20 protein-coding genes are annotated in these 23,419 nt (G+C 63.4%); 4 read left to right on the top strand and 16 right to left on the bottom strand.

The features are described 5' to 3' along the window. Positions 1–170 precede the first annotated feature (170 nt). The 13 genes from ACM43_RS30370 to ACM43_RS30310 all read right to left on the bottom strand — a co-directional run bounded on the left by ACM43_RS30370 (position 171) and on the right by ACM43_RS30310 (position 13,543). Entirely contained in the window at positions 171–1,139 is a 969-nt protein-coding gene (locus ACM43_RS30370) for a zinc-binding dehydrogenase (RefSeq protein ID WP_271545182.1), read from the bottom strand. Between the two features lie 25 nt (positions 1,140–1,164). After that, complete coding sequence (locus ACM43_RS30365; protein ID WP_271545181.1) at positions 1,165–2,160, bottom strand: NAD(P)H-dependent flavin oxidoreductase; 996 nt, start codon at positions 2,158–2,160, stop codon at positions 1,165–1,167. Between the two features lie 312 nt (positions 2,161–2,472). Further along, entirely contained in the window at positions 2,473–3,135 is a 663-nt protein-coding gene (locus tag ACM43_RS30360) for a hypothetical protein (RefSeq protein WP_271545180.1), read from the bottom strand. Positions 3,136–3,187: 52 nt separating this feature from the next. Then, positions 3,188–3,385, bottom strand: a complete 198-nt coding sequence (locus tag ACM43_RS30355; protein WP_198399686.1) for a hypothetical protein — start codon at positions 3,383–3,385, stop codon at positions 3,188–3,190. A 566-nt stretch (positions 3,386–3,951) separates the two neighbouring features. Further along, positions 3,952–4,734: a fumarylacetoacetate hydrolase family protein gene (locus ACM43_RS30350; protein WP_157282489.1), complete on the bottom strand. Its 783-nt coding sequence runs from the start codon at positions 4,732–4,734 to the stop codon at positions 3,952–3,954. Beyond that, complete coding sequence (locus tag ACM43_RS30345) at positions 4,734–5,753, bottom strand: 2-dehydropantoate 2-reductase (RefSeq protein WP_271545179.1); 1,020 nt, start codon at positions 5,751–5,753, stop codon at positions 4,734–4,736. The genes ACM43_RS30350 and ACM43_RS30345 overlap by 1 nt, the downstream gene beginning before the upstream one ends. Before the next feature lie 182 nt (positions 5,754–5,935). Continuing rightward, positions 5,936–6,364, bottom strand: coding sequence for a CBS domain-containing protein (locus tag ACM43_RS30340; RefSeq protein ID WP_036005729.1), 429 nt, complete (start codon positions 6,362–6,364; stop codon positions 5,936–5,938). A 172-nt stretch (positions 6,365–6,536) separates the two neighbouring features. Beyond that, a complete protein-coding gene (oxlT, locus tag ACM43_RS30335) occupies positions 6,537–7,859 on the bottom strand; it encodes an oxalate/formate MFS antiporter (RefSeq protein ID WP_271545178.1) in 1,323 nt (440 codons plus the stop codon). Between the two features lie 245 nt (positions 7,860–8,104). Next, positions 8,105–9,397 (bottom strand): oxalate/formate MFS antiporter, encoded by a 1,293-nt coding sequence (oxlT, locus tag ACM43_RS30330; protein ID WP_271545177.1) that lies wholly within the window; start codon positions 9,395–9,397, stop codon positions 8,105–8,107. A 410-nt stretch (positions 9,398–9,807) separates the two neighbouring features. Further along, positions 9,808–11,307 carry a tripartite tricarboxylate transporter permease gene (locus tag ACM43_RS30325; RefSeq protein ID WP_157282492.1) on the bottom strand — a complete coding sequence of 500 codons (1,500 nt, stop codon included), beginning with the start codon at positions 11,305–11,307 and terminating at the stop codon, positions 9,808–9,810. Between the two features lie 42 nt (positions 11,308–11,349). Beyond that, positions 11,350–11,847, bottom strand: a complete 498-nt coding sequence (locus ACM43_RS30320; RefSeq protein ID WP_128262567.1) for a tripartite tricarboxylate transporter TctB family protein — start codon at positions 11,845–11,847, stop codon at positions 11,350–11,352. A gap of 85 nt (positions 11,848–11,932) precedes the next feature. Next, entirely contained in the window at positions 11,933–12,937 is a 1,005-nt protein-coding gene (locus tag ACM43_RS30315) for a Bug family tripartite tricarboxylate transporter substrate binding protein (RefSeq protein WP_271545176.1), read from the bottom strand. Positions 12,938–13,405: 468 nt separating this feature from the next. Next, complete coding sequence (locus ACM43_RS30310; RefSeq protein WP_271545175.1) at positions 13,406–13,543, bottom strand: hypothetical protein; 138 nt, start codon at positions 13,541–13,543, stop codon at positions 13,406–13,408. A gap of 263 nt (positions 13,544–13,806) precedes the next feature. Here ACM43_RS30310 and zigA point away from each other — a divergent pair, with 263 nt between their 5' ends. Beyond that, complete coding sequence (gene zigA / locus ACM43_RS30305; RefSeq protein WP_271545174.1) at positions 13,807–15,012, top strand: zinc metallochaperone GTPase ZigA; 1,206 nt, start codon at positions 13,807–13,809, stop codon at positions 15,010–15,012. A gap of 123 nt (positions 15,013–15,135) precedes the next feature. Further along, positions 15,136–16,494, top strand: coding sequence for an Hsp70 family protein (locus ACM43_RS30300; protein WP_271545173.1), 1,359 nt, complete (start codon positions 15,136–15,138; stop codon positions 16,492–16,494). 110 nt (positions 16,495–16,604) lie between these two features. Here the strand turns inward: ACM43_RS30300 and ACM43_RS30295 are convergent, their stop codons facing one another. After that, positions 16,605–17,048 carry an SRPBCC family protein gene (locus tag ACM43_RS30295; RefSeq protein ID WP_157282497.1) on the bottom strand — a complete coding sequence of 148 codons (444 nt, stop codon included), beginning with the start codon at positions 17,046–17,048 and terminating at the stop codon, positions 16,605–16,607. Positions 17,049–17,389: 341 nt separating this feature from the next. Here ACM43_RS30295 and ACM43_RS30290 point away from each other — a divergent pair, with 341 nt between their 5' ends. Beyond that, complete coding sequence (locus ACM43_RS30290) at positions 17,390–17,635, top strand: hypothetical protein (protein WP_271545172.1); 246 nt, start codon at positions 17,390–17,392, stop codon at positions 17,633–17,635. A 111-nt stretch (positions 17,636–17,746) separates the two neighbouring features. Here ACM43_RS30290 and ACM43_RS30285 read toward each other — a convergent pair whose 3' ends face one another. Both ACM43_RS30285 and ACM43_RS30280 read right to left on the bottom strand, forming a co-directional pair. Then, the gene (locus ACM43_RS30285; protein WP_271545171.1) at positions 17,747–18,433 is read right to left on the bottom strand and encodes a hypothetical protein; all 687 of its coding nucleotides are present in this window, start codon (positions 18,431–18,433) and stop codon (positions 17,747–17,749) included. Between the two features lie 283 nt (positions 18,434–18,716). Then, complete coding sequence (locus tag ACM43_RS30280; protein ID WP_271545170.1) at positions 18,717–19,694, bottom strand: AraC family transcriptional regulator; 978 nt, start codon at positions 19,692–19,694, stop codon at positions 18,717–18,719. 383 nt (positions 19,695–20,077) lie between these two features. On the opposite strand from ACM43_RS30280, the gene ACM43_RS30275 reads away from it, so the two are divergent. Further along, positions 20,078–23,377, top strand: a complete 3,300-nt coding sequence (locus ACM43_RS30275) for an outer membrane protein (protein ID WP_271545169.1) — start codon at positions 20,078–20,080, stop codon at positions 23,375–23,377. Positions 23,378–23,419 lie beyond the last annotated feature (42 nt).

The raw sequence follows: 23,419 nt of genomic DNA, 5'->3' as shown, positions 1-23,419 counted from the left end.
CGAATGCTTCTGAATTGAATGCTCGCTCATGCACTCGCTCCGTCATGCCCGGGCTTGTCCCGGGCATCCACGTCTTTCGTGCCATGTCCCAAAGACGTGGATGGCCGGGTCAAGCCCGGCCATGACGTGTGGAGGGAGGCGGGGCATGTTGTTCCGCCCGCGCGCGTCCCCTACACCGTCACCACGATCTTCCCCAGATGCTTGTTCGCTTCCATGTGCTCGAACGCCTGGTCGATGTCGTCGAACGCGAACACCTTGTCGATCGGCAGTTGCAGCTTGCGCGATTCCACCGCGCCCCAGATGTCCCTGCGGACCTCGGCAAAGATCTCGCGGACCTCCTCGATGGTACGGGTACGGAAGGTGACGCCGACATAGTCGATGCGGCGGGCCGCGTGCAGGTCGAAATTGAAGTCGGCATGGGTGCCGCCGAGGCGGCCGACATTGACGATGCGGCCCTTGATCTTCGTCGCGGCTAGGTTCTGATTGGCGACCTTGCCCGAGACCTGGTCGACGACGAGGTCGACGCCTTCGCCGTTCGTCGCCTTCAGCGCCTCGTCGACCCATTTCGGATCCGAGCTGTCGACGGCGAGGTCGGCGCCATACTCCTTCAGCCGGCCGCGGCGATACGCGTCGGTGGACGAGCCGATCACCAGCTTCGCGCCCTTGAGCCGGGCGATCTGCATCGCCATCAGCCCGACGCCGGAGCTCGCGCCCTGCACCAGCACGCTCTGGCCAGCCTGCACCCCGCCGATCGTGACGACGGCGTTGTGCATGGTCGCGAGCGCGACGGGGAGGGTGGCGGCCTCCTCGAAATTCATGTTCGAGGGCGTGTGGAGCAGCCGGCCGTGATCGGCCAGCGTATACTCGGCGAACGCCGCGCCGCCCGATCCCATGATACGGTCGCCGATCTTCACGCCCTTCGCATCGGGCCCGAGCTCGGCGATCTCGCCGGCCCATTCCATGCCCAGCACGGTGCCGACGCCGCCGGCCGCGCCATGGGCGTGGCCCTTGCGCATGCCGGTGTCGGCCCGGTTGAGGCCGCAGGCGCGAACGCGGACGAGCACCTGCGTGCCTTTGGGCTTTGGTTGAGCGACGTCGGAAATCCTCGCGCCTTCAGGGCCGTAGACGTAGGCTTTCATGCAATACTCTCACGTCTTGCAGTGATTATTCCGCCGCTTCGCGTTGTGGCTGAACGATCATCCCCTCGAGCCGGCTGCGAATGATCGCCTCCGCCTCGCGCACGATGCGGGAGACGAGCTCGGCACAGCTCGGGATGTCCTGGATCAGGCCCTGCACCTGGCCGGCCGACCAGATGCCTTCGTCGGAATTGCCGGTGGCATAGACCATCTTGCCGCGGGCACCGGCGACGAGCTCGCGGATGTCCTCGAACTTGGCGCCTTCCTTCTCCATCGCGACGACCTTGGTCGAGACGGCATTCTTGGCCACGCGCGAGGTGTTGCGCATGGTGCGGAAGATCAGCTCGGTCTCGCGCTCGTCATTGGCGACGATCTTCTCCTTGATGAGCTGATGGATCGGACTCTCCTTGGTGGCCATGAAACGGGTGCCCATGTTGATGCCCTCGGCTCCCAGCGCCAGCGCTGCGACGAGGCCGCGGCCATCGGCAAAGCCGCCCGAGGCGATCATCGGGATCTTGATCTTGTTGGCGGCGGCGGGAATCAGGATCAGGCCGGGCGTGTCGTCCTCGCCGGGGTGGCCGGCGCATTCGAAGCCGTCGATCGAGATGGCGTCGACGCCCATGCGTTCGGCCGAGAGCGCGTGGCGGACGCTGGTGCATTTGTGCACGACCTTGACGCCGTGCTTCCTGAACTCGTCGACATGCTCCTGCGGCTTGTTGCCGGCGGTCTCGACCACCTTGATGCCGCTCTCGATGATCGCGGCGCGGTATTCGGCATAGGGCGGCGGTTTGATCGCCGGCAGGATCGTAAGGTTGACGCCGAACGGCTTGTCGGTGAGGTCACGGCAGCGCGCGATCTCCTTGGTCAGGTCCTCCGGCGTCGGCTGGGTCAGCGCGGTGATGAAACCGAGCGCGCCGGCATTGGCAACGCCGGCGACCAGCTCGGCGCGTCCGACCCATTGCATGCCGCCCTGAACGATCGGGTGCTGGACGCCGACGAGCTTGGTGAACCGTGTCTGCAACATGATCTGTTTCCCCCGCGCCCCGCGTGGCGCCCTGTTATCCATTGGCTGGCGGGAGGATGCCGCTGGGGGTGGGAAAAGTCTATTGCGCGGCGGGGCGGGGCGACCATGCAGGAGGCGAGGAGATTCCGCGGGGCGGATAATTGGGGTGCGCTGCTGCCTGACGAGGGCAAGCTCTTTCCTCAAACTCCGCCGTCATACCCCGCGAAGGCGGGGTATCCAGTACGCCGCGACCTCTCGGCTCTACCCTCGCAGTCTCTGGAATACTGGATTGCCCGCCTCCGCGGGCAATGACACCGAGTATGGGGCGAAGAGCTACTTCGTCGACAACCGCACCATCTGGCGCCCGCCGTTCATTTCCTTGAGGCTGTTGACGAAGTTTTCCGGGCGCTGCCAGCGATGGGGGACCTTCAATCCCATGAACTCCGCGATGTCGCCGATGAAGCCGGTACAGTTTATGGTCTCGGCATTCCAGACCGGAGAGCTGGCCTGCAACTCCTTGATGTAGGCGAATACGCGCTTGGCGTCGGCTTCGTTGAGATAGACCCGATAGCTCGCGGTCAGATATTCCGGATCGAGATCGCCATAGCTGGCACCGGTCTCGGATGGCACAAAGGTGATGTGACCGAGCACGTAAGCGAGCGTGTCGCCGGCCGGTGTCAGGCCCGCAACCTCGACGGCCTTCTCGCTGGTCTTGCCGTACCAGACGAAGGCATGGCCCCAGCTCGCGGCCGTGCGGGCGCGGAAGTCGACGTAATAAGGGCCTTTCTCCGCACGCGCGACCGAGCGCCGCGTCGATTGCGGCTGAGGCCGCGAGGCGGTGTCGGTCGTAGCAAGCGCGTTCGCATCGGCAACGCGCCTGTCGGTCTGCTTGTCGGTCTCATGGGCCGAGGCCGAGGGCGTTGTGCATGAGAGCATAGCCGCAAGAGCGAAGCCCGCGAGGATGCAGGATCCCGATCGACCAGCTTTGTTCGTCACGCTATTCCCCCTCGACCATGGGCCGCAAATGTGGCGCGTCCTTTGCCGCGCGTCAGTAGCGCGCGGCGACCGGGCCCGGCGCCTTGCCGATCGGGGCCTTTCCAATCGGGCTCTTGCCGATCGGCATCTTGCCGATTGGCGCCTGCTCGCCCGGATAGGCTGGCACCGGCTGCCGGCGCGGCAGATCCGCAGCGTTCGCGGCCGTCGCAAAAGCAAGCGTGGCACCCAGAGCAAATACAATCTTCTTCACAGCGATACCCCTAGAAGGTTTGGTCCAAACACGGTCATGCCGTGCCCCCAGACACGCCTTCCAAAAGGGCGGCCGAATGCGTCCAAGTTGCGGCGCGCACGGGACATGTTGGCGGCATTGCTCGGGCGCGCGAAGATGTGATGTGACTGGATGTTTCGGAGCGCGACCAACCTTGGTGCCGACAGGGGCCCGCTGGCTTGCCGGGAGAGCGCAGCACCGGGATTTCGTCAACGCCAGGCGCTGCGGGAAGATGCGAGGTGGCGCGCACGTCCCTGTGCCGGCCCGCGTGCACCCAGGCCAGCCGCCAGCGCCAGGACGAAGCAACGTGCCCTGGGGCTATCGCTTGCCGAGCAAGTTCGACCGGATCTTGTCGGCGAACCAGACCACGAAGATCGCGGCGAACGAGAGAGCGAAGTACAGCACGGTCCACAGCAGTGCGTTGCCGGCATTCGTCATTGCGTCCTCCCTTGCATCAGAAATCAATCTTTTGCCGGGGAGGGTAGCCTTGGCCGCGACGGCGCGATTTGCGCCAGATCAATTTTGCTGCTCTGCGGCGGCGAAAAAGTCTACAGCCGAAACTCGTTGGTGAGTTCGCCAATGCCGTCGATCGCGACGGTCACCGTGTTGACGGGCTCCTTCATCACGCCGACGCCGACCGAGGTGCCGACCGCGATGAGGTCGCCGGGCAAGAGGGTCATGTCGTGGGAGATCCTGCTCACCAGCTCCTGTGCGCTGAAGATCATGTCCGAGATCGGGTAGCTCTGCCGCTCAGCGCCGTTGAGGATGGTGCGCACGGTGAGTTTTGCCGGATCGAGACCGGTCGCGATCACAGGGCCGAACGGACCGTAATCGTCAATGCCCTTGGCGCGGGCCCATTGGGCGAAGGTGGGGTCGCGCGTCAGGATGTCGTTGGCGGTAATGTCGTTGACGCAGGTGTAGCCGAAGATGCAGCCGTCGGCCTCATCTGGCGAGACACGGGCGCAGGTCCTGCCGATGACAATGCCGAGTTCGCCCTCATAGGTGGTCTTGCCGTCGTAATAGGACGGGCGGCGGATCACGGCGCCGGGTGTGGCGATGCTGGTGGTGGCCTTGAGCAGGTACAGCGGCTCCGGCGGTTCGGGCTGGTTCAGCTTGGCCGCGAGCGCGTGGAAATTATTCCAGAGCGCGACGATCTTGCTGGGCACGCAGGGCGCAAGCAGCTCGACCTCCGAGAGCGCCAAAATCTTGCCCGTTGCGGCGTTGCGACCGAACATGTCGCCCTCGTGCACGGTGATGCCGGAGGACGTCAGCGTGCCGAAGCCCGTCGTTCCGGCATGGCGGAAGCGCAGCCATTTGGTCACGCTCGTCATCACGCCACCGCCAGTGCGCGCGGATCAGCCGGTGTCGAGACGCCGTCATAGAGGCCGGCGATGCGGGCGCGCTGCGTCACCATGGCCAGCACCGAATCGAGCGCGGGCGTGGCAATGCCGGTGAGCCGGCCCATCTCCTGCACCACGGTGACGAGCGGATCGATCTCCATCGGGCGACCGCGCTCGAGATCCTGCAGCATCGAGGTCTTGTGCGCGCCAACCTTGCGCGCCCCCTCGATGCGGCGCTCGACGTCGACGCGAAACTTGACGCCGAAGCTCTCGGCGATGGCTTGCGTCTCCACCATGATCGCGCGAGACAGCGCGCGCGTGGCGGGATCGGTGCAGATCACGTCGAGCGTGGCGTGGGTCAGCGCGCTGATCGGGTTGAAGCAGACATTGCCCCAGAGCTTCAGCCAGATCTCGTCGCGGATGCGGTCGAGCACGGGAGCTTTCAGGCCGGCGGCGACGAAGAGATCGGCGAGGCGCAGCACGTCGGAGGTGATCTCGCCCGAGGGCTCGCCGAGCGGAAAGTTGTTGCCGTAGACGTGGCGGATCACGCCGGGCGCCTCGATCTCGGTGGCGGGATAGACGATGCAGCCGATGGCGCGCTCGGCCCCCAGCTCACCCCACTGCCGGCCGCCGGGATCGATGCTCTCCAGCGTCGAGTTCTCATATTGGCCGCCGTGCTTGTAGAAGTACCAGTAGGGAATGCCGTTGACGGCGGTGACGATGCGGGTGTGAGGCCCGAGCAGCGGCTGCATCTTTTCGATTACGCCGGTGATCGAATGGGCCTTCAGCGTGATGATGATGAAGTCCTGCACGCCGAGTTCAGTGGGGTCATCGGTGCAGCGCGGATGAACGGTGTGCTTTTCCTCGCCCGCGAGCAGTGTCAGGCCGCGCTCGCGCATGGCGGCAAGGTGCGCGCCGCGTGCGATCAGGCTGACGTCAGCGCCCGCGCGCGCGAACTGAACCCCGAGGTATCCGCCGATCGCGCCGGCGCCGTAGATGCAGATCTTCATGAAATCCTCGCGAGCAGAGACGGATTTTGGGACGAAAGATCCGGTCCGGCTCGGAAGGATCCGAGCCGGGGCCGGCAGTCGCAGGGGGAAGTTTTGCCGCTCTAAAGCGCGCTGCGCTTTAGTCTATTGTTTGAGCATTGATCTTGTCGGAAAACCGCTGCGCACTTTTCCGGATCATGCTTTTAAGCCGCCGCTTGCGGCGTGCCGTTGAGCGCCTCGTCCATCGCCGCGGCGATGTCGCGCATGCTGATGACGGAGACGAGGCTGTAATCGTCGATCACGGGCAGATGGCGGATATGATGACGGTTCATCAGATGCCGGACGTGCTCGATCGTGTCGGTGGAGGTGCAGGACACCAGCTGCTGCACCGAGACCAGCTGGGAGACCTTGACGTTGACGGCGCCCGCACCGTGCTCGGCGACGGCGCGCACCACGTCGCGCTCGGTGAACATGCCAACCGCGGTGTTGCCCTCGGAGCGGACCACATCCTTGACCACCAGCGCGCTGATATTGTTGGCGCGCATCAGCTTGGCCGCGATCCCCACCGTTTCGTTCATACGCACCGTGACAACGCGCGGCGTCTTCTTGCGCAGAATGTCTCCGACCAGCATTGCATCCTCCTGGGTGAGTGGTGAGGAAGTGTGGTATACATAATGCCAATCGTCAAGCGCTGGATTTGGCGGATCCGAAAAATCTTGCGACAGGCGTACTGACATTATCGCCGTGCCAAAAAGAAAGGGCCGCATCGCTGCGCCCCTTCGCAAGCCGGCAAGGTTCAGCCGCTCACGCCGTCTTGGTCTTGGCAGTGCCGGTCGCCTTGTCCGTGCGCTCGGCTTCCTGGCCGTGGATGAAGGCGCGGCGCATCGGCTTGATCACGAGCAGCGCCATCAGCGCCGCCATGGCGTTCAGTCCCACCGCCAGCACGAACACGGCCTTCCAGCCATAGGCGGTCGAGATCACGCTCGCGAGCGGGACGAGCAGGGAAGCCGTGCCCTTCGCAGTGTAGAGCATGCCGTTGTTGGTGGTTGCGAACTTCGCACCGAAGGTGTCGCCGCAGGTTGCGGGGAACAGCGAATAGATCTCGCCGAACACGCCGAAATACACCGCGGTCGCCAGCACGAAAACGACAGGCACCCGGCCATAGGCCGAGAGCGTCAGCAGCATCAAGGCGGCGGTGCCGAAGGCGATGAACATGGTGGGCTCGCGGCCGATCGTGTCGGAGACCCAGCCGAAGAAGGGTCGCCCGAATCCGTCGAAGATGCGGTCGAGCGAGATCGCGAAGGTCAGCGCCGCCATCTGAAAGCCGGCGAGCGTCACCGGTGTGTCGGCAATCCCGTAGTCGTGCGCGATCGGGGCGATCTGCGCCGCCGTCATCAGCCCGCCGGAAGCGACGATGACGAAGACGAGATACATCGCCCAGAAAACTGGGCTGCGCAGCACTTGCGGCGGGGTGAAATCGATCCTGGTCTGCGGCAGGTTGAGCTGCTTCTTCTTCGGCGGAATGGAGAGGCGCGGCGGCTGGATGAAGAAGGCGAGCACGAACACGACGAGGCCCTGGGCGATGCCGAAGGTGAGGAAGGCGTGCTGATAGCCGCTCGAGGCGATCATGCTCGCGATCGGCACGATGGTGATCGCGGCCCCTGCGCCGAAGCCGGCGGCGGTCGCGCCCGCCGCGAGGCCGCGGCGGTCGGGAAACCATTTCAGCGCGTTGCCGACGCAGGTGCCGTACACGGCACCCGCGCCCATGCCGCCGACGATCGCCGCCGCATAGAGCACGGTGAGGCTGTCGGCGGAGGCGTTGAGGATCCAGGACAGTGCGATCATCACGCCGCCGAACATGATGACGATGCGCGGGCCGTATTTGTCGACGAACCAGGCCTCGACCGGCACCAGCCAGGTCTCGGTAACGACGAAGATGGTGAAGGCGAGCTGGATCGCGGTGCGCCCCCAGTGGTGGGCGGCATCGATCGGATCGACGAACAGCGTCCAGCCATATTGCAGATTGGCGATCATCGCCATGCAGACGATGCCCATGCCGAGCTGGAGCCAGCGGAAACCGGAGCGAAGCGGCGCGGCGGTGGCGGCGCCGCCCGGGCTGGAAATCATCGAGAACCTCCCAAACCGCCTGATTGTCTGTGACACAGGATCGCAAGACGACCTGATGTCGCGAGTATTGTGGCTTATCGTCGCAGGCGTGGCGCGGAGATTGGTATACGATATTCCAGATTGCAAGCCCTAACTTGTCACTTCTTGGTGGCTCGCCCGCGCCCCGGCGAGACGATGCGGCGATCGCCAAAGAAAAACGCCCGGCCGTGAGGCCGGGCGTCGTGCTTGCTGAATTGTACCGCCGGTCAGATCGTCGATTTCGCGACCACGATCTTGCGCCAGGGCTTGAGCACCGCGATCGCCAGCACCGAAGCCAGGATGTTGGCGCCGGCCGCGATGATGAACACGCTGTCCCAGGTCCCCGATGTCTGCTGCATGTAGTTGGCGATCGGCACCAACAGCGCGGCGGTGCCCTTCGCGGTGTAGAGCAGGCCGGCATTGGTGGTCGCGAACTTGGTGCCGAACGTGTCGGTGCAGGTCGAGGGGAATAGCGAGTAGATCTCACCCCAGGCGAAGAACACGAAGCCCGAGAGCAGCACGAACCAGACCGGATCGTGGCCCCAGAGGTAGAGCATCCAGATGCCGAACCCTTCCATGCCGAAGGCGATGAACATCGTGTTCTCGCGGCCGATCATGTCGGAGATCCAGCCGAAGAACGGACGCGTCAGGCCGTTGAGCACGCGGTCGATCGTGGCCGCGAAGGTCACCGCCGTCATCGTCACCGCCATCAGCGTCACCGGGACGCTGTCGACCTTCCAGTCAACCGCGATCGGCTTCAGGTTCGCGGTGACCATCAGTCCACCCGCGCCAACGATCACGAACATGAAGTACATCAGCCAGAAGATCGGCTGGCGCAGCACTTCGGTCGGCTGATAGTTGCGCCGGGTCTGGATGATATTGGCATTCGCCACCACGTTCGGCACTTGACCCGCTTTCGGCGCGAGCAGGAAGAAGGCGAGGAGGCAGATGATGATGCCTTGTCCGAGGCCGAAATAGAGGAAGGTGGTCTGGAATCCGCTGTCCTTGATCATGGCCTGGATCGGCGCCACGGTCAGCGCGGAGCCTGCCCCGAAGCCGGCCGCCGTGATGCCGGCCGCAAGACCGCGCTTGTCCGGAAACCATTTCAGCGCGTTGCCGACGCAGGTGCCGTAGACGCCCCCGGCGCCGATGCCTGCGATGATCATGCCGAGATAGTAGCCGTTCAGCGAGGTCGCCTGCGCGTTGATCGCCCAGCCGATGGCGCAGAGCACGCCGCCGACCAGCACTACGATGCGCGGGCCGTATTTGTCGACGAACCATCCTTCAACCGGCACCAGCCAGGTCTCGAACAACACGAAGAGCGTGAAGGCCCATTGGATCGAGGCGCGATCCCAGCCGAACGTCTTCTGGATGTCGGGGACGAAGAACGTCCAGCCATATTGGTAGTTGGCGATCATCACCATCGCCGCCACACCGATCGCCAATTGCGCCCAGCGATAGGCATCGCTTACGCGCGCGGCACTCGGGGCCGCTGCTGCCGACTGCACCATGTCCGTCATCAAAAACCCTCCCAAACGCGCCCATCATTGTTATGCATGCGCTGGCGCGCACTCTGGTATGCAATATGCCAAGATTCAAGCGATCGAGGGGAGAGTGCGGCGAAATAGCGCAGGCTTGTTCACATGCGCCATGGTCGCGGGCTTGTAAAGCCCGAATTGTTGCCAGTGCCGGCGCCAGCTCGAGCTTTGCCCATGCAATGTATTGATTTTACGATATTTATTCTGTCAGGGCGTGTGGCCGAGATCTCTGCTGGCAGTTGCGCTCTCGGAGGTTTCTCTACCTGCGCGCTGGCTCGCGGGCAAAGGCGCGGGGCGTCTACCGACGCGCCACTCCCTGGAATTCTATATTCCAGAAGTCTGGAGTGCGGCAATTTGGCGTCGGTAGCGATGCGGATTGCGCAGATCCCGCCTCACGCCATCGACGTGCGCAGCCGGCTGTAGCCTTCCTGGATCGCGGACCAGAACAGGGCGACCAAGCCGAGCGCCATGATGGTGCTGACGAGGCCGTTGGAGAAGAACACCCCGAGCGAGCCTTGCGAGCCCAGCAGCGATTGCCGGAAGGCTTCCTCGGCCTTGTCGCCGAGCACGATGGCGAGCACCAGGGGCGCGAGCGGGTAATTGCACTTCTTCAAGAGATAGCCGAGCACCCCGAACACCAGCATCAGCATCACGTCGAAGGTGCTGTTGTGCACCGAGTAGGCGCCGATCGCGCAGAGCACCAGGATCAGCGGCGCGATGATGCCGAACGGCACGCGCAGGATCGCGGCGAAGATCGGCACGCAGGTGAGCACGACGATGAGGCCGGCGAGATTGCCGAGATACATCGAGGCGATCAGGCCCCAGACGAATTCCTTCTGCTCGACGAACAACATGGGCCCGGGCTGCAGGCCCCAGATCAGCAATCCGCCGAGCAGCACGGCGGCGGTCGGCGAGCCGGGCACGCCAAGCGACAGCATCGGCAGCAGCGCCGAGGTGCCGGCGGCATGTGCGGCCGTCTCCGGCGCGATCACGCCTTCGATCTCGCCCTTGCCGAAATTGTTGCCGCGCCGCGCCAGGCGCTTGGCGATGCCGTAGCTCATGAAGGAGGCCGGCGTCGCGCCGGCCGGCGTGACGCCCATCCAGCAGCCGATCAGGCAGGACCGCAGCGAGGTCATCCAATAGGCGGGCAGCTCGCGCCAGGTCTGGAGCACGACACGAAGGTTGATGCTGGCCTTGCCGCCGCGGAAGGCGAGCCCTTCCTCCATGGTCAGCAGGATCTCGCCGATGCCGAACAGGCCGATCACGGCAATCAGGAAGTCGAATCCGTTGAGCAATTCGGTGACACCGAAGGTCAGCCGCAATTGCCCGGTGATCGAGTCCAGTCCGACGGCCGCGAGCGCAAAGCCTATCATCATCGCGGCGATGGTCTTGAACGGCGGCTCCTTGCTGAGGCCGACGAAGGAGCAGAAGGCGAGGAAATACACCGCGAACTTCTCCGCCGGACCAAATCGCAGCGCAAAGCCCGCGACGAGCGGCGCGACCAGCGTGATCATGATGACGGCAAACAGCGCGCCGATGAAGGAGGAGGTGAAGGCCGCCGTCAGGGCTTCGCCGGGCTTGCCCTGTTGCGCCATCGGATAGCCGTCGAAGGTGGTCGCTACCGACCATGGCTCGCCGGGAATGTTGAACAGGATCGAGGTGATGGCGCCGCCGAACAATGCGCCCCAATAGATGCAGGACAGCATGATGATCGCCGATGTCGGCGGCATGCTGAAGGTCAGCGGAAGCAGGATCGCGACGCCGTTGGCTCCCCCTAGCCCCGGCAGCACGCCGATGATGACGCCGAGCGTGATGCCGATCACCATCAGCATGATGTTGTAGGGCTGCAGGGCGACCGCGAAGCCGTGAAACAGATTGGCCAACTCTTCCATGTCAAAACGTCCTGCAGCTGCAATTGAACGAATGCGTGGCTCTCACAGACCGAGCCATTCCTCGAGCGGACCCTTGGGCAGCGGCACCAGGAACCAGCGTTCGAAAACCAGATAGGTGACGACCGGCATGCCGATCGCGATCGCGGCCACCGTCAGCCAGCGATAGCCGCCGAGCCAGCGCATGAACCAGGCGATGAAGACCATCGAGGCGACGTAGAGTCCGATGAACGGCATCGAACCGACATAGATCGCGGTCGGCACCACGACGCTCAAGACCTGGCGCAGCTGCCCCCATTCTGCGAACAGCCGGCCATCGTCGTCGCGCTGCGCATGCCAGAGATTGAGGGCGCTCGCACCGACGATTGCGGCGCCGACGTAAAAGGGAAAGAAGCCGGCGCGCGGCCCCTCTGCGCCCCAGTTGATGCCGGCCTTCAGGCTGCCGAAGATCACGATGAGGCCGAACACGCCGATCAGCAGCGCCATGCCGATTTCCAGCGTCTTGTGTGCGGGGCCGGATTCGGATCGGGATCGTTCAGTCATGAAGCCTCCAGGCGGAAATGCAGTCTTTCGCAGTCGCTGCCGGCGCGAGGACGCGCAGCATCCTCGGCCGTCATCGATGCCAGGCTCAATTCGATGCGAGGAAGCCGGCTTCCTTCATCAGGCTTTCGTGCCGCTTCTCCTCCGCCTCGATCCACTTGGCGTAATCGGCGCCGGTCAGGAAGGTCGTGTTGAAGGCGCCGCTCTTCATGAACTCCTGCCATTCCGGCGTGGCGCGCACCTTCTTGAACAGCTCGATGTAATATTCGACCTGGTCCTTCGTGGCCTTGGGCGACATGAAGATGCCGCGCAGCATGAGATATTCCATCGCAAGGCCCTGCGACTTGCAGGTCGGAATGTCCTTCCAGGCCTTGCCGTCGGCGATCGGCTCGTCATAGGCCATCGGCTGGGCGTCGAACACGCAGAGCGGACGGAGCTTGCCGCCGCGCCATTGCGCGACCGCCTCGATCGGGTTGTTGACGGTCGAATCGACGTGGTTGCCGACGAGCTGCACCGCGACTTCGCCGCCGCCCTTGTAGGGAATGTAGGTGAACTTGGCGTCGATCGCCTTCTCGATGCCGACCGTGATGATCTGGTCTTCCTGCTTGGATCCAGTGCCGCCCATCTTGAACGTGCCGCTCGGCGCCTTCTTCGCGGCCTCGACATAGTCCTTGACGGAATTGTACGGCTTCTCGGCATTGACCCAGAGCACGAACTCGTCGAGCGCCAGCATCGCGACCGGAGTCAAATCCTTCCAGTTGAAGGGGATGCCCGTCGCCAGCGGCGTCGTGAACAGGTTCGACAGCGTGATGATGATCTTGTGCGGATTGTTCGCCGACGTCTTCACATCGAGGAAGCCTTCACCGCCTGCGCCGCCGGCCTTGTTGATGACGACCAGCGGCTGCTTCATCAGATTGTGCTTGGTGACGATGCCCTGGATGGTGCGCGCCATCTGATCGGCGCCGCCGCCAGTGCCCGCGGGCACGATGAACTCGACCGGACGGACCGGCTCCCAGGCGGCACGGCTTGCGGTGCTGCTCGCGCACGACATCACCATTGCCGCCAACGCGACATTCAGAACGAATGGCTTCATCTTGTTCACTCCCTGTCGAACCCTCAACGCAGCCGCTCTTTGTCGGCTTGCGTCAGCCCATCCCGAGTCACATGCCCCGGGATTACCCTTGCGGTCTAGCACCCATGGCAGTCCCGATAGAAACTGTATGAGCAGGGATAACGCGCGGCATCCGCATCTTTCGGCTAAGGCTTCGCCAAGGGCGCGGCAAACTTGCCACTCGGCCTTCCGTCCTGCGTTACGCTTCCCCGTCCTTACACTTTTGAATCGTGCAACCATTCTTGTTTGAATGGATGGTATGCGAAATGCCAGTAGACAAACAACCGGAATCGTCGGTTGGCCTCGGCGGACTAATCGTCGCAGTTCCGCTCGCCTGCGAGGGAGGGCGCTGCCAAACAGAAATGGCCCCGACAGGCGGGGCCATTTGGTCAAACAACGTGTTTTTGGCTTCTGTGCCGTCGCCCGTTCGGTGAGGCAGCGAAGGCCTTCTTACAGGCCGAAACGTGGCAAGTCCCCGTTGCGATTGGAGATTTCGGCACTCGCCAGCAGCAAGCCGTCGATCGCGGCCATCAGGCGGGCGAACAGCGAGGCGGAGGGGGCGAGAGCAACGGACGCGGTCTTGGACATCGGAAATCCCTTTCTTGAGAACAGTCAGTCTTGCTGCCTCATTTCTGGGAACACATTATGTATGCCAGATGCCAGCGTCCATGGTCTTGTTTGCATAGCAGCATTCTTTCTTCCGCATTGCGGCATAGGCGGTGAACCCCTGGGCGGGCCGAGCGCCTTGACACGGTCAGTCGAATAAAGAATGTAATGTTATAACATTACATAGTGAGATGCCGTGTCTCGTCGTCCTCGACCCATTCCCCTCAAGAGGCTGTTCGATCTCCATGCCCAAACTCCCCGTCACCGTCTTGTCCGGCTTCCTCGGGGCTGGAAAGACCACTTTGCTGAATCACGTCCTGAACAATCGGCACGGCTTGAAAGTGGCGGTAATCGTGAACGACATGAGCGAGGTGAACATCGATGCGGATCTGGTCCGCGATGGTGGTGCCAACCTCTCGCGGACTGATGAGAAACTGGTGGAGATGACCAACGGTTGCATCTGCTGCACCCTGCGCGACGATCTCCTGAGGGAAGTACGTGCGCTCGCCGAAAGCGGGCGCTTCGATTATCTGCTGATCGAATCGACGGGCATTTCGGAGCCGCTCCCGGTCGCAGCGACGTTCGATTTCCGCTCGGAAGAGGGCGAAAGCCTCTCCGACATCGCCCACCTGGACACGATGGTGACGGTGGTCGACGCCGCCAACCTGCTGAAGGACTATTCCTCGACCGAGTTCCTCGGCGAGCGCGGCGAGGCGCTGGACGGCGACAAGCGGACGCTGGTCGATCTCCTCGTGGAGCAGATCGAGTTCGCCGACGTGATCGTCCTCAACAAGGTGGACGATGCCTCGCCGCAACAGCGCGAGGCGGCACGGCAGATCATCCGCTCGTTGAATCCCGAAGCCGACATCATCGAGGCCAATCACAGCCGCGTGCCGTTCGACCGCGTGCTCAACACCGGCCGGTTCGACTTCGAGAAGGCCCAGCAGCATCCGCTCTGGTACAAGGAGCTCTATGGTTTCGCCGACCACGTGCCTGAAACGCAGGAATATGGCGTGAAGAACTTCGTCTACCGCGCCCGCCGGCCGTTCGATCCGGCGAAGTTCGACAAGTTCGTCAAGGCATCCTGGCCAGGCGTGATCCGGGCGAAGGGTCACTTCTGGCTGGCGACGAGGCCGCAATGGCTCGGCGAGATCAGCCAGGCGGGAGCGATCGTGAGGACCGAAGCGCTGGGGTTCTGGTGGGCGAGCGTTCCAAAGGAGCGGTGGCCGAACGATGAGGCCTGGCGCAAGCGGCTCCGCCAGTATTGGGACAAGCTGTACGGCGATCGTCGCCAGGAGATCGTGTTCATCGGCACCGGCATGGACGAAGCCGAGATCCGTGGCAGGCTGGACGCATGCCTTGTCCCTGATACGTCCACCATGGACATCGCCGCATGGTCCGCTCTCGCCGATCCGTTTCCGGCCTGGCGTCGAGGCGATCAGTCCAACTGATCGACGTGCCTGCCAGCCACCCGGCGTGAGGTCCGGGCTTGACCATCTCGGACCAGGTCTTGCAAGGGGACGGCAAAGCCGTTAGTGCTCTGCCCCCTTTCCAAGCATCATTCAGAGTGGTTCATGTCGAGCGCCTCGCCCGCCGTCTCGATCGGCATCGATTTTGGCACCAGCAACACGGTCGTTGCGCTGGCGGCGGACGACCGTCGGGTCGAGGCCATTCGCTTCGACCATGGCGGGCAACGCCACAGCGTCTACGTGTCGGCCCTGTGCTTCTGGGAGGACCGGCCGGGCGCCGGTGCCCAGGCCGAGGGCGGGCCATGGGCGATCGAGCAGTTTCTCGAAGGACGCCACGTCTACCGCTTCCTGCAATCGTTCAAGACCTTCGCAGCGAGCTCCAGCTTCAGCACCACGCAAGTCTTCCGGCAGCGCTACAAATTCGAGGACATCCTGGCGGCATTCCTGCGCACGCTGGCGCGCCACGGCGGGGACAAGTTCGGCTTCGAGGCGGCGAACATCACGGTCGGCCGCCCGGTCCGCTTTGCCGGCGGCAATCCCGACGAGGCGCTGGCGATGCAGCGCTACCGCGCCGCGTTCGAGCGCTTGGGCGCCGGCCACGCGCGCTATGTCTACGAGCCCGTCGGCGCGGCGTTCTCGTTTGCGCGCAGGCTGGAGCGCGATGCCACCGTGCTGGTAGCCGATTTCGGCGGCGGCACCAGCGACTTTTCCGTGATGCGTTTCTCGCGTGCGGGCGGCGTTCTTCGCGCCGAGCCGCTCGGCCACGCTGGTATCGGCGTTGCCGGCGACACCTTCGACTATCGCATCGTCGACCACATCGTCTCGCCGCGGCTCGGCAAGGGCTCCAGCTTTCGCTCGTTCGACAAGGTGCTGCCGGTCCCGACCGGGCACTACACGAACCTGGCGCGCTGGCATCAGCTCGCGATGATGAAGAGCAACGGCGATCTGCGCGAGCTCCGCGAGCTCCAGCGCACCGCGCTGAAGCCCGAGCTGCTCGAGGACTTCATCACTATCGTCGATCTCGACCTCGGCTTTGCGCTTTACCGCGCGGTGTCCGACGCCAAGGTGGCGCTCTCGGCGCAGGACGAGGTGGACTTCCGCTTTAGGGGCGGCGGCGTCGAGATCGGCGCGGCCATCACGCGGAAGAAATTCGAAGCCTGGATTGCCGACGACATCGCCCGGTTAGGTGCCACCGTCGACAAGGTGTTGGCCGAGGCCCGCATCGCCTCGCGCGAGGTGGAGAAGGTGTTTCTGACCGGCGGCACCTCGTTTGTGCCTGCGGTCCGAAAATTGTTCGCCGACCGCTTCGGCAACGAGCGGCTGATGTCCGGCGACCAGTTCGAGTCGATCGCCTATGGCCTGGCGCTGATCGGGCACAGTCCGGATCCCGACCGCTGGACGGCAGGCGGGGGGCCTGCTCCTCGCAATGGCGACGTGGGGAGATCTGTCAATCGAATCGAATAGTGCCGTAGGGTGGGCAAAGGCGCGGAGCGCCGTGCCCACCATCCTGCAAGCTCGAGAGAGCATCGGTGGGCACGCTGCGCTTTGCCCACCCTACGATAGTGATGTTGTCGCTACTGGTTGATCTCCGGCTCGACGAGCTTGGCCAGATTGCGCAGCGATTCCTGCCAGCCGAGATAGCACGCCTCCGGTGGAATGACGTCGGGGATACCGGCCTGCGTGATGTCGATCTCGGTACCAACAGAGACCTTCTTCAGGTTCACCGTCACCTCGATCAGGCCCGGCAGGTTGGGGTCGTCGAACCTGTCGGTGTAGCGGAGACGTTCGCCCGGCACGAGCTCGAGATATTCGCCGCCGAACGAATGGCTGTTGCCCGTGGTGAAGTTCCGGAACGACATCTTGAACGTGCCGCCGACCTTGGGCTCGAAATGATGAACGGTGCAGGTAAAGCCGTTCGGCGGAAGCCATTTCGCCATCGCGTCGGCTTCCAGGAAGGCGCGATAGACCTTCTCCGGGCTGGTGGCGAGAACGCGGTGCAGGCGGACAGTATTGGGCATGGTTGTTATCCTTCGATGATTGATGGGCCCGAGCTGGCCTCTATGGCCCATTCATGTCACGAGGACGACGGGCAAGCCGCCGATCCGACAGGGGTCTTGCAGATTATTTGTCGCAGGGGCGGTCAACCTCGCGAGCCCGCCAATCGCCTGACTCGTCCGCCCTTGCTCTAAGGGCCTGATCCCTTCTGCGCAAAGGGGTATCGCATTTGCACATTCACCAGAGGTCGTCATGCGGGACAAGCCCCGCCATGACGACGTGGAGACTCCAGGTTTAACCACTGCAGGTGAGGAACACGGAGCGTTGCGACGTGTTGTTCGCGATCAGAACAGGAGACAGTCAGATGATCAAGAAGCTCATGCTGGGCGCAGTGATCGCCTCGATCATGGGATCCACCGCAATGGCGCAACCCAGTCAGCAACAAGGAGGCGCGCAATCCGGGGTGGGCGGAACAAGCGACACCACGAAGAACAATGACAAAACCAAAGGCGGCATGACGACCGGGACCTCGTCGACCGGCACCACGGACGGCTCAGGCAGCAGCACCCCTGGCGGACAATCTACCAAGAAGAGCTCGACGCCCAAATGAATTCAGGAGGCGCTCATTGTTCGGTCTACGACCAAACGATGGGCGCAAACTTCAAGCCGCGGCAAAGAAGTTCTTCGCGAAGCAGCGGCGCGCTCCTTGATCGGCTCCGGCCTATGCCGCAACGTCATTCGGTGTCATTGAGAACGCCAACTTGTAACGACCGAGCGTCGGACCATCCTGCGCGCCCGCTCTTTGAAGCGATGGCGGCGAGAGCTGTCCGGCGATGACAGCGTCAACCGCATCGCTATCGTAACCTGACACCAGAATGATCCAGTCGGCGGCACCATCATTGCCGCGGATCTGCTGTTCAGTCGTGGGCGAACTCGTCTTGGGCGTATCGGTCAGCAGGAGGTGGGCTCCCGTCAGCCCCGGCTTCGAGGCAAGGGTGCCGAGCGTATCGAGAAGGTGGGCCTGCAGCTCGGCGGCGCGTCCGACGTGGGGCGACAGCCTGATGGTGGCGAGCGCGCCTGCGATGCCGCCGCCAAAGCTCGCGGCAATCCGGCACTGGCTGCGCACCATGCCGAGATGATGTGGCATCATCTTCGTCGACCACGGCGTCGGCGCATTGAGCCGGTCGAGATAGCCCTTCGACGTGAGGACGTCGTAGTGCTCGAGTTCGTAGAGCACGAAGAAGCCCTCGGCGTCCGTCGTGCTGGTCCAGCGTGACCCCCGCCGAAAGCCGGGAATGCTCATCCGCTCGGGAAAGTGCTCGTGCGAATGCCAGTCGCCGAACTCGCTGCGCTGCTCCGGGCGGACGCTCCACCACATCGCAACGGCGGCCTTGCCGAGCAGTGACATGTTGACCTCCCTGCCTTGCGCGGGGCTATCGCATTTGAAAGCTTCTCCTTGCGGCCATCCTTCGAGACGCCCCGCTTTAGGCGGGCTCTCAGGATGAGGGCGGAGTGCGCGCAGGCCGCCACTAGTCATATGCGATAGCCCTGACTTTCTTGCGGACACTTTGCCTCAACACCAACAGCGGCGGCAAGGTGTCTCCGCCTGGCAAGCCGCAGCCACGACGCGATCGAAGGCTATCATGGTGCAGGTAAACGCGAGCCAGCGGATCGCCTGACTGCGCGTCCGATCACATCGGCTCGCCGACATCGCTGCGATAATGCCTCGGCGAAGTTCCGAAGCGGCGGCGGAAACAGCGGTTGAAGTACGACACCTCGTTGAATCCGCAGGCATAGGCGATATCGCTGATCTTCGATCGGTTGTAGCGCGAGTCGAGCAGCATCTTCCGTGCCTTCTGCAGCCGCAGCTCAGTGACACGTTCGGTAAAGCTCGATCCGGTCTCCTGGAGCAGTTCCTGAACGTAACGCGGCGAAAGCCCTAAATGGCGCGCAAGCTCGCTCGGCGAAAACGACGGATCAGCGAAACGCCCCCTGATATCTGCGATCACGTCCTGCAGCCGCGCGGCACGCAACCCGCGGCGCGTCGCAAGTTCGGCTGAATCGCCGCGGGCGCCGAGGACCAGCGCGACCAGATCGATGAGATGCGTACTGATGTTCTCCTTCAGCACAAGGTCGGCATCGATATCGGAGTCGATGACGATGGCGAGATAGCGCTCCAGGTGACGCAAGGCCGGCGATGCAGCCAACGGCTTCACGGCAAGGTCCTCGAAATTCGGCAGCCGCTCGGCCAGCAGCGCGCGCGGCACCGTGACGCAGCGAATAGCGACCGGCCCGTCGTGCTGCGCCGCGATCGGCGCTGCGTTGGTATAGAGCATCGCCTGCCCGACGCCGCGAATGGCTTCGCGGCCCTCCTGCCTGATCAGCGAACTCGTACCGTTGAGCATGGTGCCGATGATGTAGTCGCCGCGGCTGTCAGCTTCGACGTGACGCTGGGTACGCACTGCCGTCTGAATATTGGAGTCGAGCTGGCTGACCGCGATATCGCCGAATTTCAGGAATTCGGACCGCGAATAAAACGGCGCATCGGGAAAGAACGAAATGTCCGCCGCGCACAAATGATCGGTGAACAGGTCGAGCCACAGCCGTTGGCGCGAACGTTCGTCAAGATGCGCGGGAAGCTGATCCGAAGCGAATACGACCTTGGACATCGTTGCACGGCAAAGCTGTGGATGTAGCGCGATACCGCGGCAGAGTTGGTCGCGGCGCAAGCGTTACAGATGCGGTAAAGCGCCGCACGCTCTGCCGGAACTGATTGGCTGTTCGCCCCAGTCCTAGTCAGGCGCCGTTGTCCAACTTCGTCATGCGCTGAGCCCCGCAAATGTGTCCGCCGAGCAACATGGGCGTCCGAAAAGACGAGACGATGCGGGATCGTCCAACTCGGGTGCAGGCCAGGACAAGAAGCCTATGCTATTTCGTGTCAGTAACTTAGCCGTGAAACGAAGGCGGCAAAGGCGTGGTGCACTACGCCTTGCGACCGGAGGCGCTCCTGTAGTTTGGAGCAGCTTCCTTGGAATTGGAATTGGGGGTTGGAGTGAAAAAGCTGACACTGACGGGCGCTTCATTGGCTGGCGCCTCGATCATGGTTTCTGCAGGAGCTCTGGCCGCCGACCTGCCGATCAAGGCGCCGCCCCGACCGGCTTGGATCGATAGCTGGGCAGGGCCGTATATCGGCGCTTATTTCGGCGCGGGTGCCGGACGTGTGACGGAATCCTCGACCGGCAGTTTCGGTAGCAGTTCTGTCTCGACCAACGCCGGCGTGGTGACGTCGAGCTCGACCTTGGTCGGAACGACTGCGAGCAATCTTTCGGGCGACGTGACCGGTTCGATGGTCGACCTGTTCGCGGGATATAATTGGCAGGCCGGGAATATCGTGGCGGGCGGGCAGGTCGAAGGCACGGTCTTTTCCGATGTCGCGATGAAGCCGTTCGGCAACCAGACGCTCAACAGCGTCAGCACCAACGTGCTGCTCGGGGCGGTGACCTCGACGACTGCCGGCACGGCAATCGTGCAGAGCAACCAGCAGCTGCGCTCGCGGGTCGGGCTGATCGGCCGGGTCGGTTTTCTCGCTCGTCCGGATCTGCTGCTGTATGGCCTCGGCGGCCTCGAGCTCGGTCACTTTACCTTTGCCGACGGCGCCGATCCTTTCGGCGGTGACAACAACAAATGGGTGGCCGGCTACACGGTCGGCGCCGGCGGCGAGTTGAAGCTGACCGGCAATTGGTCGCTGCGCGGCGAGTATCGGTATCTGAACTTTGGCTTCAACCGGAGCGCAGCCAGCAGCGCAACATCCAGCTCGGCGACGGGCGCAACCACTTTTGTGTCGACCAGCAGCGAAGCCTCTTCGTCACGTACAGATGCCGATTTCCACCTGGCCAAGATCGGTCTGGTCTACCAATTCGGTGATCCCGGACCGCTGTCCGCAATGGCGGCGATACCGCCGGCAGCACGCGGGTCTTCATTCGCAAGCGCCTGGGGTGACAGCTGGGCCGGCCCCTATATCGGTGCTTACTTCGGCGCCGGCGTCGGGCGCGCAAGGCAGACCTCCACGAGAATCGACGACGAAGGCAGTGTCAGCACTCTCGGGGGGACGTCTGCGTTCACGCAATCAGGATTCGGCAATCTCGCCGGCGACATGACCGGTTCGATGGTCGATCTGTTCGCGGGCTACAATTGGCGAACCGGCAATGTCGTGGTCGGCGGGCAGATCGAAGGCACCCTGTTCAGCGACGTCACCACGAAGACGGTCGGTAACGAGGCATACAGCTCGGTTTCGAGCGACAACGGCGTCGTCACCTCGACAAGATCGGGGACGAACAGCATCGAGGACCGGCAGCAATTGCGCTCGAACGTCGGCGTGATCGGCCGGGCCGGTTATCTGGTGACACCGAATGTGCTGCTGTATGGCCTCGGCGGCCTGGCGCTGGGGCACCTGACCTATCCCGACAGTTTTCCCGATTCGGAAGCGCAGGTCGGCGGCAAGAACGGCAAATGGGTGGCCGGTTATGTCGCGGGCGCCGGCGGCGAGGTCAAGCTGACGGACAGCTGGTCGCTGCGCGGCGAATACCGCTACATGCATTTCGGATATGACCGCAACGAACCGTGGGGCAACTCGCAGACGTCCGTATCGGGTGGCGGCACCACCACGTCCACCAACAGCACTGTCAACCGGCGGCATATCGATGCCGATTTCCACGTCGGCAAGGTTGGACTGGTTTACCAATTCGGCGCGTCAGGAGCGCGGTCGGCGGTGGCGGCACTGCCGGGCCCGGCCTGGAGCGACGGCTGGGCGGGACCCTATATCGGTGCCTATTTCGGTGCCGGTGCCGGACGTGCCGCGGAAACCATCGCGGGCACCAGCAGCAGCACGAGCACTTCCACCTTCGTCGGGACCACGACGTCCACCGGCACCCAATCGACGGCCGGCCGTCCCGTCGGCGACGTGACCGGCTCGATGGTCGATCTTTTCGCGGGCTACAATTGGCGCGCCGGCAATGTCGTGGCCGGAGGTCAGATCGAAGGCTCGGTCTTTTCCGACGTTACGTTCAAGACCATCGGCCCTCACTCATTCTCCTCCGTCGATACCACGAATGGCGTCGTCACCACGACAACCACAGGTTCGCAAACCGCCGGCAACCAAATCCAGCAGCAGTTGCGTTCGAACGTCGGCCTGATCGGCCGGGCCGGTTATCTGGTGACGCCGGACGTGCTGCTCTACGGCCTCGGTGGCCTGGCGCTGGGCCATTTCACCTACCCTGATGGCGACTTCAGCCGCAGCGACGCCAACGGCAAGTGGGTGGCCGGCTATACGTTAGGCGCCGGCGGTGAGGTGAAGCTCGCAGGCAACTGGTCGCTGCGCGGCGAATATCGCTATACGCATTACGGCTTCAGCCGTAACGAGACCAGCAGCTTCTCATCGAGCTCGCAATCGACGGGATCCTCCAGCGCCTCTTCGTCCGTCGACAGCACCAACCGTCAGATCAATGCCGACTTCCACACCGGAAGGATCGGTATGGTCTACCGGTTCGGTGAAGGAGGACCTCGCTCGGCCATGGCGGCGCTGCCCGGCGCCCCCAGCGATCACTGGGCTGGCCCTTATCTCGGCGCCTATTTTGCCGCCGGCGCAGGCCGCGCGCGGCAAATCCTCGCTTCGACTGCTGACTCTGCCCAGCAGAACTTCAACGGCGCGGTGCTGACGACGGATTTTGTCAGCAACACGACGAGCCGTGGCAGTGCCGTCGGTGACACGACGGGCTCGATGGTCGATCTGTTCGCAGGCTACAATTGGCGGGCCGGCAATATCGTGGCCGGCGGTCAGATCGAAGGCACGCTGTTCTCGGATGTTGCCTTCAAGATGACCGGCGAGCAAACGAGCAACACCCGTCAAGTTCTCAACGGTGTCGTGACCACAAGGGTCAATCCGAGCACGATGCAAGCCAGTGAGCAGCTGCGTTCGAACGTCGGGGTGATCGGCCGGGCCGGCTATCTCGTGACCCCGAAGCTGATGCTCTACGGTCTCGGCGGCCTGGCGCTGGGTCATTTCACCTTTCCCGACCCCGGCGGCGTCAACGGGCCGAACGGCAAGTGGGTGGCGGGCTATACAGCTGGCGCGGGCGGCGAATTCAAGCTCACTCAACGATGGTCACTGCGCGGCGAATATCGCTACATGCATTTCGACATCGACCGCAACGAGACACGGACCAGCTCGAGCACGCAGATCCAGGGCGCCACGACCATTCTCAGGTCGAACGCAGACACCACGTCGCGAAAGACCAGTGCAGATATTCACATTGCGAAGATCGGCGCGGTTTATGGCTTCTGCTATTGCGACTAGGTGCACGGTGGCAAACGCGCATGCAGACGGTGGTTGCGATCA

The sequence above is a fragment of the Bradyrhizobium sp. CCBAU 45321 genome (assembly GCF_028128975.1).
Taxonomy (GTDB): Bacteria; Pseudomonadota; Alphaproteobacteria; order Rhizobiales; family Xanthobacteraceae; genus Bradyrhizobium; species Bradyrhizobium yuanmingense.
The sequence above is the reverse complement of the archived record's forward strand: the minus strand, read 5'-3'. Positions and strand labels throughout refer to the sequence as shown.

What these genes read in the sequence shown, in the direction of transcription:
- ACM43_RS30320 (WP_128262567.1), bottom strand. Translation starts at nt 11,847, where the DNA reads ATGACTGAACGATCCCGATCCGAATCCGGCCCCGCACACAAGACGCTG.
- ACM43_RS30295 (WP_157282497.1), bottom strand. Translation starts at nt 17,048, where the DNA reads ATGCCCAATACTGTCCGCCTGCACCGCGTTCTCGCCACCAGCCCGGAG.
- ACM43_RS30370 (WP_271545182.1), bottom strand. Translation starts at nt 1,139, where the DNA reads ATGAAAGCCTACGTCTACGGCCCTGAAGGCGCGAGGATTTCCGACGTC.
- ACM43_RS30285 (WP_271545171.1), bottom strand. Translation starts at nt 18,433, where the DNA reads ATGTCACTGCTCGGCAAGGCCGCCGTTGCGATGTGGTGGAGCGTCCGC.
- oxlT (WP_271545178.1), bottom strand. Translation starts at nt 7,859, where the DNA reads ATGATTTCCAGCCCGGGCGGCGCCGCCACCGCCGCGCCGCTTCGCTCC.
- ACM43_RS30280 (WP_271545170.1), bottom strand. Translation starts at nt 19,694, where the DNA reads ATGTCCAAGGTCGTATTCGCTTCGGATCAGCTTCCCGCGCATCTTGAC.
- zigA (WP_271545174.1), top strand. Translation starts at nt 13,807, where the DNA reads ATGCCCAAACTCCCCGTCACCGTCTTGTCCGGCTTCCTCGGGGCTGGA.
- ACM43_RS30340 (WP_036005729.1), bottom strand. Translation starts at nt 6,364, where the DNA reads ATGCTGGTCGGAGACATTCTGCGCAAGAAGACGCCGCGCGTTGTCACG.
- ACM43_RS30325 (WP_157282492.1), bottom strand. Translation starts at nt 11,307, where the DNA reads ATGGAAGAGTTGGCCAATCTGTTTCACGGCTTCGCGGTCGCCCTGCAG.
- oxlT (WP_271545177.1), bottom strand. Translation starts at nt 9,397, where the DNA reads ATGACGGACATGGTGCAGTCGGCAGCAGCGGCCCCGAGTGCCGCGCGC.
- ACM43_RS30300 (WP_271545173.1), top strand. Translation starts at nt 15,136, where the DNA reads ATGTCGAGCGCCTCGCCCGCCGTCTCGATCGGCATCGATTTTGGCACC.
- ACM43_RS30365 (WP_271545181.1), bottom strand. Translation starts at nt 2,160, where the DNA reads ATGTTGCAGACACGGTTCACCAAGCTCGTCGGCGTCCAGCACCCGATC.
- ACM43_RS30315 (WP_271545176.1), bottom strand. Translation starts at nt 12,937, where the DNA reads ATGAAGCCATTCGTTCTGAATGTCGCGTTGGCGGCAATGGTGATGTCG.
- ACM43_RS30350 (WP_157282489.1), bottom strand. Translation starts at nt 4,734, where the DNA reads ATGACGAGCGTGACCAAATGGCTGCGCTTCCGCCATGCCGGAACGACG.
- ACM43_RS30310 (WP_271545175.1), bottom strand. Translation starts at nt 13,543, where the DNA reads ATGTCCAAGACCGCGTCCGTTGCTCTCGCCCCCTCCGCCTCGCTGTTC.
- ACM43_RS30290 (WP_271545172.1), top strand. Translation starts at nt 17,390, where the DNA reads ATGATCAAGAAGCTCATGCTGGGCGCAGTGATCGCCTCGATCATGGGA.
- ACM43_RS30345 (WP_271545179.1), bottom strand. Translation starts at nt 5,753, where the DNA reads ATGAAGATCTGCATCTACGGCGCCGGCGCGATCGGCGGATACCTCGGG.